15 protein-coding genes and 3 tRNA genes are annotated in these 15858 nt (G+C 52.9%); 13 read left to right on the top strand and 5 right to left on the bottom strand.

What is annotated here, in order from left to right; genetic code table 11:
* Positions 1 to 51 precede the first annotated feature (51 nt).
* Positions 52 to 912 (top strand): DNA/RNA non-specific endonuclease, encoded by an 861-nt coding sequence (locus MLE19_RS18265; RefSeq protein WP_240719550.1) that lies wholly within the window; start codon positions 52 to 54, stop codon positions 910 to 912.
* Positions 913 to 1023: 111 nt separating this feature from the next.
* On the opposite strand, the gene MLE19_RS18260 is transcribed toward MLE19_RS18265, so the two are convergent.
* The 3 genes from MLE19_RS18260 to MLE19_RS18250 form a co-directional block, all read right to left on the bottom strand.
* A tRNA-Leu gene (locus MLE19_RS18260) sits at positions 1024 to 1110 on the bottom strand.
* Between the two features lie 41 nt (positions 1111 to 1151).
* Positions 1152 to 1238, bottom strand: a tRNA-Leu gene (locus tag MLE19_RS18255).
* Positions 1239 to 1302: 64 nt separating this feature from the next.
* A tRNA-Leu gene (locus MLE19_RS18250) sits at positions 1303 to 1389 on the bottom strand.
* A gap of 249 nt (positions 1390 to 1638) precedes the next feature.
* Between MLE19_RS18250 and rnr the strand changes: the two genes are divergently transcribed.
* The 9 genes from rnr (at position 1639) to MLE19_RS18205 (ending at position 9617) form a co-directional block, all read left to right on the top strand.
* Positions 1639 to 4056, top strand: a complete 2418-nt coding sequence (gene rnr, locus MLE19_RS18245) for a ribonuclease R (protein WP_240719549.1) — start codon at positions 1639 to 1641, stop codon at positions 4054 to 4056.
* Between the two features lie 2 nt (positions 4057 to 4058).
* On the top strand, positions 4059 to 4868 hold the full coding sequence (gene rlmB, locus MLE19_RS18240; protein ID WP_240719548.1) for a 23S rRNA (guanosine(2251)-2'-O)-methyltransferase RlmB: 810 nt from the start codon (positions 4059 to 4061) through the stop codon (positions 4866 to 4868).
* 234 nt (positions 4869 to 5102) lie between these two features.
* Positions 5103 to 5480: a 30S ribosomal protein S6 gene (gene rpsF, locus MLE19_RS18235; RefSeq protein ID WP_007113338.1), complete on the top strand. Its 378-nt coding sequence runs from the start codon at positions 5103 to 5105 to the stop codon at positions 5478 to 5480.
* A gap of 33 nt (positions 5481 to 5513) precedes the next feature.
* The gene (gene rpsR, locus MLE19_RS18230) at positions 5514 to 5741 is read left to right on the top strand and encodes a 30S ribosomal protein S18 (protein WP_007113337.1); all 228 of its coding nucleotides are present in this window, start codon (positions 5514 to 5516) and stop codon (positions 5739 to 5741) included.
* A gap of 12 nt (positions 5742 to 5753) precedes the next feature.
* Positions 5754 to 6605 carry a hypothetical protein gene (locus tag MLE19_RS18225; RefSeq protein ID WP_240719598.1) on the top strand — a complete coding sequence of 284 codons (852 nt, stop codon included), beginning with the start codon at positions 5754 to 5756 and terminating at the stop codon, positions 6603 to 6605.
* Between the two features lie 15 nt (positions 6606 to 6620).
* Positions 6621 to 7067, top strand: coding sequence for a 50S ribosomal protein L9 (gene rplI, locus MLE19_RS18220; RefSeq protein ID WP_035584127.1), 447 nt, complete (start codon positions 6621 to 6623; stop codon positions 7065 to 7067).
* A gap of 258 nt (positions 7068 to 7325) precedes the next feature.
* Complete coding sequence (gene dnaB / locus MLE19_RS18215; RefSeq protein ID WP_240719547.1) at positions 7326 to 8714, top strand: replicative DNA helicase; 1389 nt, start codon at positions 7326 to 7328, stop codon at positions 8712 to 8714.
* A gap of 121 nt (positions 8715 to 8835) precedes the next feature.
* Positions 8836 to 9129, top strand: coding sequence for a hypothetical protein (locus MLE19_RS18210; protein ID WP_240719546.1), 294 nt, complete (start codon positions 8836 to 8838; stop codon positions 9127 to 9129).
* Positions 9130 to 9314: 185 nt separating this feature from the next.
* Positions 9315 to 9617, top strand: coding sequence for a DUF6482 family protein (locus MLE19_RS18205; RefSeq protein WP_240719545.1), 303 nt, complete (start codon positions 9315 to 9317; stop codon positions 9615 to 9617).
* A 2-nt stretch (positions 9618 to 9619) separates the two neighbouring features.
* Here MLE19_RS18205 and MLE19_RS18200 read toward each other — a convergent pair whose 3' ends face one another.
* On the bottom strand, positions 9620 to 9940 hold the full coding sequence (locus MLE19_RS18200; RefSeq protein ID WP_240719597.1) for a thiol-disulfide oxidoreductase DCC family protein: 321 nt from the start codon (positions 9938 to 9940) through the stop codon (positions 9620 to 9622).
* Positions 9879 to 11639 (bottom strand): cryptochrome/photolyase family protein, encoded by a 1761-nt coding sequence (locus MLE19_RS18195; RefSeq protein ID WP_240719544.1) that lies wholly within the window; start codon positions 11637 to 11639, stop codon positions 9879 to 9881. The genes MLE19_RS18200 and MLE19_RS18195 overlap by 62 nt, the downstream gene beginning before the upstream one ends.
* A 114-nt stretch (positions 11640 to 11753) precedes the next feature.
* On the opposite strand from MLE19_RS18195, the gene hemH reads away from it, so the two are divergent.
* From hemH to MLE19_RS18180, 3 genes are all read left to right on the top strand, one after another.
* Positions 11754 to 12833 (top strand): ferrochelatase, encoded by a 1080-nt coding sequence (gene hemH, locus MLE19_RS18190; protein WP_240719543.1) that lies wholly within the window; start codon positions 11754 to 11756, stop codon positions 12831 to 12833.
* Positions 12834 to 13067: 234 nt separating this feature from the next.
* Positions 13068 to 15419: a putative monovalent cation/H+ antiporter subunit A gene (locus tag MLE19_RS18185; protein WP_240719542.1), complete on the top strand. Its 2352-nt coding sequence runs from the start codon at positions 13068 to 13070 to the stop codon at positions 15417 to 15419.
* A complete protein-coding gene (locus tag MLE19_RS18180; RefSeq protein ID WP_035563150.1) occupies positions 15412 to 15843 on the top strand; it encodes a Na+/H+ antiporter subunit B in 432 nt (143 codons plus the stop codon). The genes MLE19_RS18185 and MLE19_RS18180 overlap by 8 nt, the downstream gene beginning before the upstream one ends.
* Positions 15844 to 15858: the final 15 nt, after the last annotated feature.

Below are 15858 nucleotides of genomic sequence, written 5' to 3'. Positions count from 1 at the left end.
CGGCACATAAAACGATAAGTGCTTATAAGCGCTAGCCAGGGAGTAAATCTGTTGGGGAAATCGGTTTCACGCTGGCGTCGGCAAGGTCGACGCTTTGGCATTGTTTTACTGTTTGTTATTGCCGGTACCGGCCTCTGGGAATTTCAAGAGCGCCAGCATAAAGATGCTTATACCTGGATGGGTGTGCCTACTTGGGAAGAGTTTAGCCCCACCACGGTTCATCGAGTGCTGCGCAACGACGGCTATTTGGTGGGTTGGTCTGATGTGCGGGTTAATCCGCTATGGGTAAGCTATCAGGTGGCAGCGGTAGACGATTCGAGCATTGGTGCTCGGCCTAATTTTCAAGCCGATTGGCGCACGTTATGGCCTGTCGGTACCGACAGTTATGCAGGTAGCGGCTACGATCGTGGTCATTTGGCGCCTAATTACGCGATCGCCGCCGTGCATGGACGTAGCGCTCAGGTCGATACCTTCCTAATGAGCAATATGACGCCGCAGCGGCCTAACCTGAACCGACAGCTCTGGCAGCGGTTGGAAGAGGTGGTAATGGATCACTTCGCGCCGCGTTTTGATCGCTTGCAGGTAATCACCGGGCCGGTATTCCCTGAGCGCTTTATGGATAACGTGTTTAATCGGGTAGGCTTGGTCGAAGTGCCCTCGGCGTTTTATAAGATTATCGTCGCCCCGCATAGTGAAGCACCATTAGCGTTGGCGTTTATTATGCCGCAGGACGTGCGCGGTAATGAGCCGCTGGATGATTACTTGGTGACAATAGATGAAATCGAAGCTTTGACGGGGCTTAACTTCTTTCCAGAGTTAACGGCGGAAGTAGAGTCAGTATTGGAAGGCGAGCTACGTATACAGGGTTGGGCGCTTGAGGAAGTGGCAAAGCGGCCGGGGCGGTTTCAATAAGAAGTAATGAAAGAAATAATATGCTGGTAAGAGAAGCTTGCGGAGATGGGATAGTGACAGGGTACTAAAAAGGGAGTGTTAATAACGATGCGGACTGGCCCATGTAAATCATGGTGCCCAGGAGAGGACTTGAACCTCCACGTCCATACGGACACTAGCACCTGAAGCTAGCGCGTCTACCAATTCCGCCACCTGGGCGCATCATTTAAAGCTCGCACTAATTACTGTTTGTGTTCGTATGGTGCCCAGGAGAGGACTTGAACCTCCACGTCCATACAGACACTAGCACCTGAAGCTAGCGCGTCTACCAATTCCGCCACCTGGGCGAACACAAACCTTACATTGCCTAGCACCAAACTACTTATACAAATAGATAGTATTAAAGCAGTTTGGTGCCCAGAAGAGGACTTGAACCTCCACGTCCATACGGACACTAGCACCTGAAGCTAGCGCGTCTACCAATTCCGCCATCTGGGCAAGTGGCGCGTATAATACCGGGGTGATGGTTAAATGCAAGACCCCGAACTGGCTTTTTATAAAGCAAATTGTATAAACAACGTCTAAGACGGTTGGGTGATTGAACGTGCAGCGCTATACTGCGCCTATGACTAAACAAAACCCTATCCATTTCAGCTTATCAAGCGTTGAAATATCCAGCCCGCAACGCACCGCGTTTGCGCCTTTTTTATGCCTCTCGCAAATGACGCCATCAAGGAAGTTGCTCGTATGAAGTATTGGACGTTAAGTGATGATCCCCACGCCGAGCGCGAGGCGCATAAATATGGTAACCCAGCGCCGAGCCGTGAGTATTTGCTGGCGGCGTTAGAAAGCTATGGCAAGCCGATTACCCACGAAAATATGAGCCGCATGCTGGGGCTGGAAGACGAAGAGTTGATTGAAGCCGTTAGGCGTCGTTTGGCGGCGATGGAGCGCGATGGCCAAGTGCTGCGCGACCGCCGCGGCGCTTATGCGTTGATCGACAAGCTCGATCTGGTTAAAGGCAAAGTACTTGGGCACCGGGATGGCTTTGGCTTCCTGCTGCGCGATGATGGCAAAAAGCCTGATTTGGTTCTGCCTCCCCGTCAAATGCGCCGTGTTTTTCACGGTGACCATGTGCTAGCGCGAATCAGCGGACGCGATCGCCGTGGCCGCGATGAGGCGACCATTGCTGATGTTATTGCACGGAATACACAAACTATCGTTGGTGTTTACCGTAGTAACACCCCTGAGTTTGGCATTCTGATACCGGAAAACCCGCGTATCACTCAGGAAGTGATTATTCCTCACAGTGCCTGTGGCGGTGCTAAAGATGGTCAGGTGATTTCGGCCAAGATCGTTCAGCAGCCGGCCACACGCATTCAGCCAGTTGGCGAAGTGATTGAAGTCCTCGGTGAGCGTATGGATCCGGGTATGGAAATTGATATTGCGATTCGCAGCTACGATATTCCTGCCGAGTTTCCGCCTGAAGTGCTCGACCAAATTGGGGGCATTTCAGCTGAAGTGCTGGAAGAGGATAAGCAGCACCGCGTTGATTTGCGCGATGTGCCGCTGGTCACTATCGACGATGAGTCTGCCAAAGACTTTGATGACGCGGTATGTGCCTGGAAAACCAAGTCCGGCAGCTGGAAGCTGCTCGTGGCCATCGCAGATGTTTCTCACTACGTGCGCCCCGGTACGCCGCTGGATGATGAAGGCCGCACACGGGGTAACTCGGTCTACTTCCCCGGCCAGGTTGTTCCCATGCTGCCGGAGCTGTTGTCCAACGGGCTCTGTTCGCTGAATCCCCATGTGGATCGCCTGGTGCTGGTCTGCGAGATGAATATCTCGCAAACCGGTGCGATTAGCCGCTACCGCTTTTATGAAGCCGTCATGAATTCCCATGCTCGCCTTACCTACAACAAGGTGGCCGCGATTCTTGACGAGGAGAGCGAAGAGGGCGAGGCGCTAAGAGCCGAGCATAGCGAGCTGGTGAAGCCGCTGAAGAATCTGGAAGAGCTTTACTACTTACTACGTGAAGCCCGCGCTGAACGTGGTGCGATCGATTTTGATACTACTGAAACGGCGATCATCTTTAACGATGAGCGCAAGATCGAAAAAATCGTTCCGCGCAGCCGTAACAATGCGCATAAGTTAATTGAAGAGTGCATGTTGGCGGCCAACGTGGCGACCGCGCGTTTCTTGGACAAGCATGACCTGCCGGCGCTTTACCGTATTCACGAACGGCCGACGCCAGAGCGGCTTGATAAGCTGCGCTTGTTCTTGAACGAGTTGGGTCTAGCGGTAGGCGGCGGCGATATGCCCACCCCGCAGGATTACCAGGCGCTACGCGAAACGATCGCTGACCGACCTGACTTCGATATCATCCAAACGGTCATGCTGCGCTCGATGAATCAGGCGGTCTACTCGCCGCAAAACGAAGGTCACTTTGGGTTGGCGTATCAAGCCTATGCCCACTTCACCTCGCCGATTCGCCGCTATCCTGACTTGCTAGTGCATCGTGCTATTCGTTCGGTGATCCGTGGCCCGCGTCAGACCAATACGGTGCTGCGTGTTGAAGGTGCGCCGGTCGAGCCGCCAAGCAAGTGGTGCCCGTATACCTTCGAGCAGATGCTTGAGCTGGGCGAACACTGCTCAATGACCGAGCGCCGTGCCGACGAAGCTACCCGTGATGTAGAGAGCTGGCTGAAGTGCGAGTTTATGTCCGACAAGCTCGGCGAGATGTTCGAAGGCACCATCGCCTCGGTCACTCAGTTTGGCCTGTTTGTTCGCCTTGACGACTTCTTCGTGGAAGGTCTAGTGCATGTGACGTCACTGCCATCAGACTATTATCACTACGAAGCTGAGAAACACCGCCTTAAAGGTGAGCGTACCGGCACGACGTATCGTTTGGGAGATGGCCTGACCGTTCAGGTAGCCCGTGTCGATATGGATGATCGTAAAATCGATTTTGGTCTGGGCGATGAGAAGCCTCGCCCCCGCCGTCAGCCGCGTAAAAACCGTGGTGGAGAAGGCGGCGCTGGAGCCAAGGCGAGTGGCGCTAAAGCGTCGAGTGACAAGGCATCCAATGGCGAGAAGCCTGCTGTTCGTCGTGGCCCCCGGCGCACGCGTAATGGCCCGCGTAAACCATCACCAAACAAGGGTTGAGCATGAAACCGGCGTCAACTCGGCGAGGCTCACGTAGCCATTCGAATGCAGGCCCTAAGACGCCTGATGGTCTCGATCAAGTATATGGCGTGCATGCACTGCAAAGCCTGTTAGATAGAGGTGAGGCACCCCGAGAGCTTTGGGTGCAGCAGGGGGCCGGTAGTCGCCTAAAAGAGTTGATTGCCCTCGCCCAGACACATGGCGCGCGAGTAAAAGAGCAGCCGCGCGACTTGCTTGATCAGCTAACTCAGGGGGCTGCCCACCAGGGCGTCGTGGCGTTTTGTCCGCTGCTTACGCCTGAGGGCGAAGAGTCGCTCTGGCTTAAACTGCGTGCCTGGCAAGCCTCTACACCGCCGCTTCTACTTATCCTAGATGGCGTGACCGATGTGCATAATTTTGGTGCCTGTCTGCGCAGTGCAGATGCCGCCGGCGCCCACGGCGTAATTGTGGCAAAAGATAAAGCCGCGCCGCTCAATGCAACGGTGCGGAAGGTCGCTTGTGGTGCTGCCGAAGTCGTGCCGGTTTATCAAGTGACTAATTTGGCGCGAACGCTGGCTAAGCTGAAAGATGCCGGTGTGTGGATAACCGGTACGGCGGGCGAAGCCGAGGCGAGCCTCTTTGATATTAATATGACCGGCCCCACCGCGTTGGTGATGGGGGCGGAGGGTAAGGGGATGCGCCGTTTAACACGCGAAGCATGCGATAATCTTGCCAAGCTTCCTATGGCAGGAGAAGTCTCTAGCCTTAATGTTTCCGTGGCTACCGGTATTTGCCTGTTTGAAGCTGTACGCCAGCGCCAGCTTGCAAGTTGACCGCCGGACAACTAAGATACACGCGCCCGTTTGTCTGCAAGCGGGCGTTAGCTGTGAGAACTAGTAGTTGAAACAGTAATTGATATCGTTGTTGAAATAAAAGTTCTGTTTGATGCCCCGATGACCGCCTAGCGCGGTGGCGGAGCACTTCAGTTAACTCCTTGCTTCCTTGTCGTCGATTATTGCCTTTAGCAGTAGCACACAATGGAAGCTGTCAAACCGCAAGGAGATCCCATGCGTCATTACGAAATCGTGTTTATGGTCCACCCGGATCAAAGCGAGCAGGTGCCGGCGATGGTTGAGCGCTACACCAGCATCGTTACTGAAAACAGCGGCACTGTGCACCGTCTGGAAGATTGGGGCCGTCGTCACTTGGCTTACCCGATCAACAAGATCCACAAAGCCCACTACGTGCTGATGAACGTTGAGTGTAGCGGTGAAACTCTCGATGAAATCGAGAATATCTTCCGTTATAACGACGCCATTATCCGCAGCCTGGTTGTTCGCTGCAAAGAAGCTGTTACTGAAGCTTCCCCGATGATGAAACCGGCAGAAGAAAAACGTCCGCGTCGCGAAGAAAAACCGCGCGCTGAAGAAGAAGAAACTGCCTGATTTTATTCACTGCACGTTTTAAGGAGCTAGTCCATGGCACGTTTTTTCCGTCGCCGTAAGTTTTGCCGCTTTACCGCTGAAGGCATCAAGCAGATCGACTATAAAGATCTGGACACGCTGAAAGCCTACGTTACTGAAACCGGCAAGATCGTTCCAAGCCGTATTACCGGCACCAAAGCACGCTATCAGCGTCAGCTGGCGACTGCTATTAAGCGCTCGCGTTATCTGGCACTGCTGCCCTACTCCGATAGCCACCAGTAAGCGTTTAACGTGATGCTGGCACTAGCCCGATGGCTAATGCGGGGCACGCCTTACGCTGCAGGCGGGGCGGCCCTGGCAACGCTAGTGCCTTGGTTGTTCTGGTTAGGGGCAGCCATCGCTGCGTTGATGACTCTGCGTAAAGGTTTTGTGCCTGCGCTGCCGGTCATTATCGCTGCAGCGCTACCGGCTGGTTGGTGGTGGGCTCAGGGTGATGTGATTCCGCTTGCTAGCATTCTACTAGTAACGCTGATGGCCGTTATTCTGCGCGAGAGGATGCGTTGGGGTGAAACCTTGATTGTGGGGACCTTGGTCGCCGCCGTTATGGTTCAGCTTGGCATCTTCAGTCCACCGGGTGGCACGGAGCTGATGCTTGAGCAATTGCGGGAAGGTTCAGAAGAAGTGGACCGCATGCTCACGGAGTTCGCCAATCAGGGCTACGATACCCAAACCATCGCCGCATTGGTGGTGGGTGGGGTAACCGGTCTTGTGGTGTTGTTAGCCGCCATCGTATGTTTAGCACTTGCGCGTAGTTGGCAGGCTGGGTTGTACAACCCAGGCGGCTTCCGCGAAGAGTTTCATGCGCTGCGACTAACCCCCAAAGAGTTGGCCTTGCTGGTCGTCATTGGGGTGATCGGCATGCTGTTAGGCGCTCACGCGCTGGCGATGCTTGGTTGGATTCCGCTATTGGTAGCTGGCGTTGCGTTAGTGCACGGGTTTATTGGATTAAAGGGGATGAACGGGCTGTGGCTGGTAGCATTTTATGTGCTGCTGATCACGACCTGGCCCACGATTCTCATTGTGCTGCTGTTGGGGCTGATTGATACATTCGCGAACGTTCGCGCACGCCTTGCCCGCAGCAACTGACAAGAGGTTTACGAGATGGAAGTCATTCTGCTCGACAACATTGGTAAGCTGGGCGGCCTGGGTGACAAGGTCACTGTGAAGCCTGGTTATGGTCGTAACTATTTGGTGCCTTACGGTTTAGCCGTACCGGCCACCAAAGACAACATCGAAGCGTTTGAAGCGCAGCGAGCTGAGCTTGAAGCCCAAGCGGCTGAGCGTAAGGCAGAAGCCGAAGCGCGCGCTGAGCAGTTGAACGACATCGAACTGTCTTTGGTTTCCAAAGCAGGCGACGAAGGCAAGCTGTTTGGTTCTATTGGTCCGCGTGACCTAGCTGACGCAATTTCCTCTGCTGGCATCGATGTTGCCAAGAGCGAAGTTCGTATGCCGACAGGTCCGATTCGCCAAACCGGCGAATACGACATCGCTATTCACTTGCACGCTGAAGTGGATGCGGTTGTACGCGTAGTGGTAGTGGCAGAGTAACTAAGTAATTACTTAGACGCTCACTGTACTAGCACGTACGCCTCAAAAGGCGCGGGAACCCCCGCGCCTTTTGTTATTTCTGGTGCCTGTATTTTTCGGTGGTCTTACTGGATATTGTCATAAACCCGCCTGAACGATTAAGTTTTGCGTTTTTTGGACAGTGTCTAGGTTGGTTGTGATGTCGGTGGTCGTTCGCCCTCGCTGCGGCTAAGATACCTCTCTTCATTGGCTACACTGATGTGTTTAAAGGAGTTCGCTATGCAGGACCAGCCTTCTGCTGATAAAGAAACGGCAGCGCTAAAGCTGCCGCCGCACTCTCTGGAGGCGGAGCAGTCGGTACTAGGCGGGCTAATGCTTGACAACCAAGCTTGGGATAACGTCTCCGAGCGTTTGGTGGCTGATGATTTCTACCGCTATGAGCACCGTTTAGTGTTCAACGTGATGATTCATCTGGCTGAGTCCGGTCAGCCATTGGATGTGGTAACACTATCTGAGGCGCTGGAAGCGCGTGATCAGTTGGACACGGTCGGTGGGCTGGGCTTTTTGGCTGAGCTTGCCCGTAACACGCCCTCTGCTAGTAATATTCGCGCTTACGCCGATATCGTGCGTGAACGGGCAACGCTGCGTAAGTTGATCCGGGCCGCTAACCAAATCGCTGATAGCGCTTTTTCACCGCAGGGGCGCCCGGCGGATGAATTGCTCAATGAAGCGGAAAGATTAGTGTTTCAGATCGCCGAAGAGCGTCCTAAAACCGGTGGCCCCATCGGTATGAGTGATCTGCTGACCAAGGCCGTTGATCGCATTGACGAACTGTTTAACCTTAAAGGTGAGATGACCGGGCTTTCCACCGGTTTCCGTGATCTGGATGAAATGACCACCGGTTTGCAGCCTTCGGATATGGTGGTGATTGCAGGACGCCCCTCAATGGGTAAAACCACTTTCGCCATGAATCTGGTTGAGCATGCAGTTATTTCCAGCGACAAGCCGGTCATGGTGTTCTCCATGGAGATGCCCGCGGAATCGCTAATGCTGAGGATGCTGTCCTCGCTGGGCAGGATCGATCAAACCCGCGTGCGTACCGGTCAACTGGAAGATGAGGATTGGCCGCGCTTAACCTCCGCGGTTAATCTGCTCAAAGATAAGCAGCTGTTTATTGACGACACTGCCGCATTATCGCCTAACGAGATGCGCTCACGGCTGCGCCGTGTGGTGCGTGAACACGGCAATATCGCGCTGGTCATGATCGATTATCTTCAGTTAATGCAGATCCCCGGCTTCAATGAAAACCGTACCGGTGAGATTTCTGAAATTTCACGCTCCTTGAAGGGCTTGGCAAAAGAGTTTAACTGCCCGGTGGTTGCGCTCTCACAGTTGAACCGCTCATTGGAGCAGCGCCCCAATAAACGTCCGGTTATGTCGGATTTGAGGGAGTCTGGAGCGATTGAGCAGGATGCGGACGTTATTGCCTTCGTTTATCGCGATGAAGTCTATAATCCAGATAACCCCGACAATCAGGGTATTGCCGAGTTAATTATCGGTAAACAGCGTAACGGGCCTATCGGCACCGTTCACATGGCGTTTATTGGCAAATATACTCGCTTTGAGGATCTGGCCCCCGATAGTTACGGCCAAGCCTTCGGCGACTAAGCCTTTTATGACAGATTCTTGATGACAGGCTGTTAATGACAGGTTAGTGATAAGTCACTTGAGGATGAGGGGCGAGCTCGTATAATGCCTCACCCACGATATGTAAAAACGGGAGCAGCAAATGGCAGGTGGATTTCGGCGCGGTAACCGGCAGCGTCTTCCTAAGTTAGAAGGTCGCGGCGAGCTAGAGGCGATAGAGCGCGAAGGCCCTTTCAAGGAGTGGCTGGGTATGCCAGACCTTTATCGCTACCATTTGGTGGTCGCGGGCGAGAAGTATAGTTATCAAACTGAAGATGGAGAGCTACCGGTAAAAGTGGGAGACAACGTCGTGTTTCGCTATAAAGAGACCAAAGGCGGAAACTGGATTGACCGTAATTCGCTTGGTAAAGCCATCGACCCCTCTGAATATCAATAATCAATTGTTAAGTTGACCTTCCGGTCAGGAATTTTCTTGCACTATTGACCTCCTAGCTATTAATGTCGGGTTATTGCTTGTTGTCATTACATTGCAATAATGAGGCAACAGAAGTGTCATCGGGTGCAGGCATGCTGTGCCTTGATGACATACCTGTCGATATAGCCAAATAATAGGAGGGAACCATGGAACTGAAGGATCTTAAGCAGTTTGTTGCCAGTCACGATAACTTTGAAATACGCGTGATTACCCATTCGGGCAGCCGCTTTTATCAGGTTGAACTGGAAGACGTTGAGGGCGAGCGACATATGTTGACACAGCGCGCCAAGCCGATGCTATTTCGCTCGCTAGATGATGCCTATATGGAACTCAAGCGGGCCGGAATTCACCGTGCTTACTTAGTTCAGCACGTGCCCCACGATGAAGTGATTGGCCGCGATGCGCACTACAGTGAGCCGCTTACATCGCGTATGCCGCTTGTCTTTTAACACTACTCTCGCCCCTGACGTTTAATCTTGCGCTTTTCCCACCACCGCCCAAGCCTAATTCGGCGACGGGCAAAAAAACGGTAACCGGCGTTCATTGCGCCGTATAAACCCGGTAAGCACGAAAGCCCTACCAGCCGCCGATAGCCCAACACTGCATAGAGGGCACGGCTGGCATCCATACCGATGTACCACTTCCCTTGGCTATCGCGCAGATGCAATTGCCCCATCATGGCGCTAAATGTTTTGCCATGCTCCTTGGCGTTAAAGTCCGTAGCCTGAATATCCACTAGTGCAATATGTTTCCGATAGCGATGTTTCTCCAGCCAAGCGACTTCCTGTTGGCAGAAGGGGCAGTGGCCGTCGTGAAATAGGGTGACCGGCGGTGCAACGTATAGCGGTGCATAGCGGCTCATTATGACTCCTGGTTTGTACTGATCGCATTGGTATCGCTTGGGGGGTGACATAGCCTGCGGTGTGACAGGTTTGCCCGTAGCCTGGAGACACTTCCAGTTGAGCCAAGAAGCTTTCAGCCTGTTGGCGTATTGCTTCGCGCTTCTCATCAGACATCCGGCTAAGCGAGCCGTATATCAGCTTCATGCGTGGGTTCTTGTTCAATTGCTCGGCGTTGTTTTCAAGAAAGTGCCAGTAAAGGCTGTTGAAAGGGCAGGCGTTAGGCCCTGTGATCTGTTTGGGGGTGTAGCGGCAGTGCTGGCAGTGGTCGGACATTTTGTCGATATATTTACCCGAGGCACAGTAGGGTTTCGAACCCATTAAACCACCGTCTGCATGGAGTACCATACCCAGCGTGTTGGGCAGCTCTACCCACTCGCTGGCATCCGCGTAAACCCCCAGGTACCAGTCGCACAGCGCCTCGGGCTTAACCCCGCACAGTAGGGCAAAATTGCCCGTGACCATCAGCCGTTGAATATGGTGGGCGTAGCTGTTGTCGATCGTCATTTGGACGGCGCGATTTAGGCAGCGCATATCGGTATCAGCGTCCCAATAAAAGGCAGGCAGTTCGCGCGTAAAACCGAGTTGGTTGGCACTTTTGTAGCGGGGCATCTTTGTCCAGTAGAGCCCACGCACGTACTCGCGCCAGCCGAGGATTTGACGGATAAACCCTTCAACTGCATTAATCGGGGCATCACCTTCGTGATAGCACTGCTCCGCGGCTTCACAAACCTCATGGGGCGATAGCAAGCCAATGTTCATCGCCGCTGAAAGCCGGGAGTGGTACAGATAGGGCGCGGAATCGCTGATCGCATCTTGATAGCGGCCAAATTGGGCCAAGCCATGCTGCATGAAGTGTTTAAGATCCACCAATGCCTGCTTTCGGGTTACTGGAAGGTTAAAGTTCGCCAGTGTGCCCATATGATCACTAAAGTGGCATTCGGCATCTGCCAGGGCACCCTTGGTAACCTCATCTTGGTGATGTTGTGGTAGCTCAGGGAACTCGAGCGCTGCCTTGATAGGCTGTCGATTGTCATGGTCGAAATTCCACTTGCCGCCAGCGGGCTCATCGCCCTCCATCAGGAGTCCAGTGCGCTTGCGCTGCTCCCGATAAAAGTACTCAAGGCGCAGCTGTTTGCGGCCTTTGGCCCAGTTGGCGAAATCATCGGGGGTGGTGAAGAAGCGATCATCTTCAAGCAGTCGCCAGGGAATCGTTGCATTTTCACGCTGCTGCATCGCCTCCCAAAGTCGCCACTCGCCAGGTCGGGCAACGTGTATCTCATCGCAGCCGCACTGCTCGGCAATGCGTTCGGCTTCAGAGATAAGGGAGTGGGTATTGTCGGCGTCATCTAAAGCGCTGTAGTGAACGTGGAAGCCTTTTTTGCGCAGTGCCTGGGAAAAGTGACGCATGGCCGCCAAAAAGAGGCCGATTTTGTGTATATGGTGGGGCACATAGCGCGCTTCTTCAGCGACTTCACACATGACGACGACGGCATTGTCAGGTGCGTCCTGTAGCGTCGTTAGCGAAAGTGATAACTGGTCACCAAGTACCAAAAGCAAAGGCTTGGACATGAGTTGGCCTGTAGTTATACAAATGATACCAATAGTATAACTTTATGCCGCTACTTTGCCGAAAAGTGATAATATTTATGTAAGTAATTCAGGTTTTTTTAGGGAGAAGATGTAATGACTGAAAGTGTCGTCAAGGATCAGCCGGGCGCAGGACGCTTGGCCCATGCACCCAGCGATCATCCGCCGGTGCCGCGTGCCAAAGTGGGCGTTGTATTAGCGAATCTAGGAACCCCGGATGCCACCGACTACTGGTCAATGCGTCGTTACCTTAATGAGTTTCTTTCTGATAAGCGTGTGGTCGACTATGCCGGCTGGAAATGGCAACCACTGCTACAGCTGATTATTTTGACGAAGCGACCGTTTTCGTCGGGTAAGGCATACCGCAGTATCTGGAATAATGAGAAAAACGAAAGCCCGCTACTGACGACGACCCGAGCTCAAACTGAAAAAATGACGGCGCGTCTAAAAGCACTCTATGGTGACGATGTCGAAGTCGATTTCTGCATGCGCTATGGCAATCCTTCCACTAAAAGTGTCCTGACCCGGTTGAAGGAGAAGGGCTGTGAGAGGATCGTCTTTTTTCCGTTATACCCTCAGTATGGCTCTCCCACAACAGCAACGGCTAACGACGAAGCATTTCGTACCTTGATGAAAATGAAGTGGCAACCTTATATCCGTACGGTGCCTGCGTACTTCGATCATCCTGCCTATATTCAGGCGTTGGCCAACTCGGTACAAGAAGCCTACGACAGTCTCTCGACGCGACCCACCAAGCTTGTTGCTAGCTACCATGGTGTGCCTGAGCGCTACTTGATGGAGGGTGATCCTTATCACTGCCAGTGCCAGAAAACCACGCGCTTGCTCCGTGAGAAGCTTGGCTTTAGTAAAGAGGACGTGGATACTGCTTTTCAGTCGCAGTTTGGTCCCGAAAAGTGGGTTGGCCCTCAAACAGTTAAGCATGTTGCTGAGCTTGCTAAGCAGGGTCATAAACATATTGCGATTATGTCGCCAGCGTTCTCATCCGACTGTGTTGAAACACTGGAGGAGATCGAAGAGGAGATTCGCGATAGCTTTATGGAAGCGGGCGGCGAAACGTTCAGCTATATCCCTTGCCTCAATGACCGTGATGACCATATCGACGCGCTGTTAAGGGTCATCAACAATGAATTATCAGGGTGGCTGTCTATTGCTTAACGTGTAACACCTATTTGCTATAGTCATTTATTGACAACAGCCGCCGACGGATTTTATCGCCAGCGGCTGTTTGCGTTTAAGCGTTTGACTGGTCAGTCAAAACCACCTGTTATAAGGTGTACAACTTTAGAATCACACTACTTCAACGCTGGCATGCCAGTGACAGGGCATTATGCCTGGGTATTCGCCTCAACCTCCAGGGTGAGCCTTTTATTTTTCAGGAGATTTCGCCAGATGCAACTTGCCGTTTTAATGGGGTTTTTGCTGGCCGCATCGTCACCGCTACTGCATCGCTGGTTCGGTCATCGCACTAGCCTTGTACTGGCGCTTTTCCCAGCGGGACTAGCGGCCTGGCTGTTACTGCAAGCCCCAGAAATCATTGAGAACGGCAGCTTACTGCTGGAGTGGCAGTGGGTGCCTTCACTGGGTATCAGCCTTACCTTTCTGCTTGATGGTTTATCGCTTCTATTTGGCTTGTTGATCACCGTCATGGGCGCCTGTGTGTTGGTATATGCGGGTGGGTATTTAAAAGGCCATCCCGATATTGCCCGCTTTCATATTGCCTTAGTTGCCTTCATGGTTTCTATGTTGGGGCTAGTGTTAGCAGACGGGCTTTTTACGCTGTTCATCTTCTGGGAACTGACAAGCATTACCTCTTATCTATTAATCGGCTTTAATCACGCTGACATAGACGCTCGCAAGTCTGCTCGTCAGGGCCTGTTCGTCACGGTGGCCGGGGGCTTAGCCTTAATGGCTGGTTTGATTTTGCTGGGTATTGCGAGCGATAGCTGGTCTTTGGCGGAGATCCTTAGTCAGGAAGCCGACCTGCGTGAACACGCCCTCTACACACCTATGCTGATCTGTTTGCTGCTTGGGGCGTTCACCAAATCGGCTCAGTTTCCGTTTCACTTCTGGCTGCCCAACGCGATGGCTGCCCCTACGCCGGTTTCTGCCTACCTGCACTCCGCGACGATGGTGAAAGCGGGCATTTATCTACTGGCTCGCTTACACCCCGAGCTTGGCGGCACGGTGATGTGGGTCGGCATTCTGTCTGTTGTTGGGGCGACAACAATGCTGACCGGTGCGTTCCTGGCAATTCACCACACCAATATTAAAAAGCTGCTCGCTTACTCGACCATCATGGCGTTGGGCACGCTGACAATGTTGTTAGGTATTGGTACTGAGTATGCGATGACCGCTTTTGTCACTTTTCTGCTTGCACACTCTCTGTATAAGGGCGCGCTATTTATGGTGGCCGGTATTCTTGACCATGAAACCGGCACCAAAGATGTTACTCAAATGGGCGGGCTGCGCTCGCTTATGCCGGTAACGGCTATTATTGCGCTAGTAGCCGCTCTTTCGCTTGCAGGGGTTCCGCCGCTGTTTGGCTTTATCGGCAAGGAGCTGATGCTTGAATCAGTATTAGGTGCCGATAGCTTCCGCATGCTGTTGGTACTGTTCGCTTTTGTCGCCTCTATTTTGACGATTGCGGTGGCCTTTATCATTGCGATACGCCCCTTTTATGGCAAACGGCATCATACGCCGCTTGAGCCTCATGAAGCGCCGCTGAGCATGTTAGTAGGACCTGCATTACTGGCAGTGGGGTCGCTACTGCTGGGCCTGATGCCTGCCTTGCTAGGTGCTAATGCGCTGTTAACGTCAGCTGCAACGTCTGTTTCAGGTGAGACTATCGACGTTGCTCTATCGCTTTGGTATGGCGTTAATGTCGCTTTGATTATGTCGATCATCAGCCTGGGTGTTGGTTTCTTGTTATTCAAACGTTGGGACAGTGTGCGCGCCAAACTTTCGATGTTGGCACCAATAATGCGACATGGCCCCGAGGCGGGATATGAAGGCATGATGAACGGCATCGTGCAGTTCTCTGAGTGGCAAACGCGGCTACTACAAAACGGTTATATGCGTAATTACATCTTAGTGATGCTAATTACGCTCATAGCACTGATTGGTAATTCCATCTTGTTACGTCATTCGCCCATATTCGTTTTTGATCTGGATGTTCGTTTTCACGAAGTGGTAGTGGCGGGCACCATGGCGATGGGGGCGCTTTTTGCCACGACGACTCGCTCGCGTCTTGGGGCCGTTGTCTCTGTTGGGGTGATGGGCTTCTCTATTGCGCTTATTTTTATTCTCTTCAGCGCCCCTGACCTGGCCATAACGCAGCTACTGGTGGAAACCCTCACGGTGATTTTGCTAGTGCTGGTGCTGTTCCGGTTGCCACGTTTCTCGAATCTGTCGACAAGTCTTGAACGTATTCGTGATGGCTCCGTCGCCGCGATGATGGGCATTTTGATCTGCTTGTTGATTATGACCTCGTGGAGCATTCAGCAGTTTGAACCGATTTCGACTTATATGATTGAGAACAGCGCGCCGCTGGCTTTTGGTCGCAATATCGTCAATGTCATTTTGGTTGATTACCGCGCTTTGGACACCCTGGGCGAGATGTTCGTGCTGGCACTTGCCGCGATTGGCGTGATCGCCATGCTCAAGCTGCGTCATGGAGAGAGCAGCAATGGCAAAAACGGGGAGAGCAGTAAAGTGACAACCAAGGAGCCTTACGATGGTTAAGTCAGGCACGATTATTCTAAATACGGCGGCACGCTTTCTAATGCCGCTGCAGCTACTGTTCTCTGTCTTCTTGCTGTTAAGAGGGCATGACGAACCGGGCGGTGGTTTCATTGCTGGCTTAGTGGCGGCGGGGGCGTTTACGCTCTATCTGTTTGCCTTTGGGGTGAGCGCGACTAAAGAGGTGCTGCGGATGGTCGACCCCCGCGACTTAATCGGTATCGGCTTATTGTTGGGAATGATCTCAGTGGTGCCTGCGTGGTTTATGGGCCAGCCATTTTTGACCGCCCAGTGGTGGACTATTCCCATCATCGACTTTAAAGCATCTACCCCGCTGATTTTTGATATCGGTGTTTACTTTGCCGTACTGGGCTCTGTTACGGGAATGGTGATGACGCTGATGGAGGTCGACAAGGATGAACCGTGAGTTAATAGGAGGCTC

It is taken from the genome of Vreelandella neptunia (assembly GCF_022489065.1).
GTDB classification, from domain to species: Bacteria; Pseudomonadota; Gammaproteobacteria; order Pseudomonadales; family Halomonadaceae; genus Vreelandella; species Vreelandella neptunia_A.
Note: the sequence above shows the minus strand (reverse complement) of the source record. Positions and strands in the feature narration are given on the sequence as shown.

Excerpts from the sequence above, each read along its gene's own strand:
- rnr (WP_240719549.1), top strand. The coding sequence starts at position 1,639 with ATGAAGTATTGGACGTTAAGTGATGATCCCCACGCCGAGCGCGAGGCG.
- rlmB (WP_240719548.1), top strand. The coding sequence starts at position 4,059 with ATGAAACCGGCGTCAACTCGGCGAGGCTCACGTAGCCATTCGAATGCA.
- rpsF (WP_007113338.1), top strand. The coding sequence starts at position 5,103 with ATGCGTCATTACGAAATCGTGTTTATGGTCCACCCGGATCAAAGCGAG.
- rpsR (WP_007113337.1), top strand. The coding sequence starts at position 5,514 with ATGGCACGTTTTTTCCGTCGCCGTAAGTTTTGCCGCTTTACCGCTGAA.
- MLE19_RS18225 (WP_240719598.1), top strand. The coding sequence starts at position 5,754 with ATGCTGGCACTAGCCCGATGGCTAATGCGGGGCACGCCTTACGCTGCA.
- rplI (WP_035584127.1), top strand. The coding sequence starts at position 6,621 with ATGGAAGTCATTCTGCTCGACAACATTGGTAAGCTGGGCGGCCTGGGT.
- dnaB (WP_240719547.1), top strand. The coding sequence starts at position 7,326 with ATGCAGGACCAGCCTTCTGCTGATAAAGAAACGGCAGCGCTAAAGCTG.
- MLE19_RS18210 (WP_240719546.1), top strand. The coding sequence starts at position 8,836 with ATGGCAGGTGGATTTCGGCGCGGTAACCGGCAGCGTCTTCCTAAGTTA.
- MLE19_RS18205 (WP_240719545.1), top strand. The coding sequence starts at position 9,315 with ATGGAACTGAAGGATCTTAAGCAGTTTGTTGCCAGTCACGATAACTTT.
- MLE19_RS18195 (WP_240719544.1), bottom strand. The coding sequence starts at position 11,639 with ATGTCCAAGCCTTTGCTTTTGGTACTTGGTGACCAGTTATCACTTTCG.
- hemH (WP_240719543.1), top strand. The coding sequence starts at position 11,754 with ATGACTGAAAGTGTCGTCAAGGATCAGCCGGGCGCAGGACGCTTGGCC.
- MLE19_RS18185 (WP_240719542.1), top strand. The coding sequence starts at position 13,068 with ATGCAACTTGCCGTTTTAATGGGGTTTTTGCTGGCCGCATCGTCACCG.
- MLE19_RS18180 (WP_035563150.1), top strand. The coding sequence starts at position 15,412 with ATGGTTAAGTCAGGCACGATTATTCTAAATACGGCGGCACGCTTTCTA.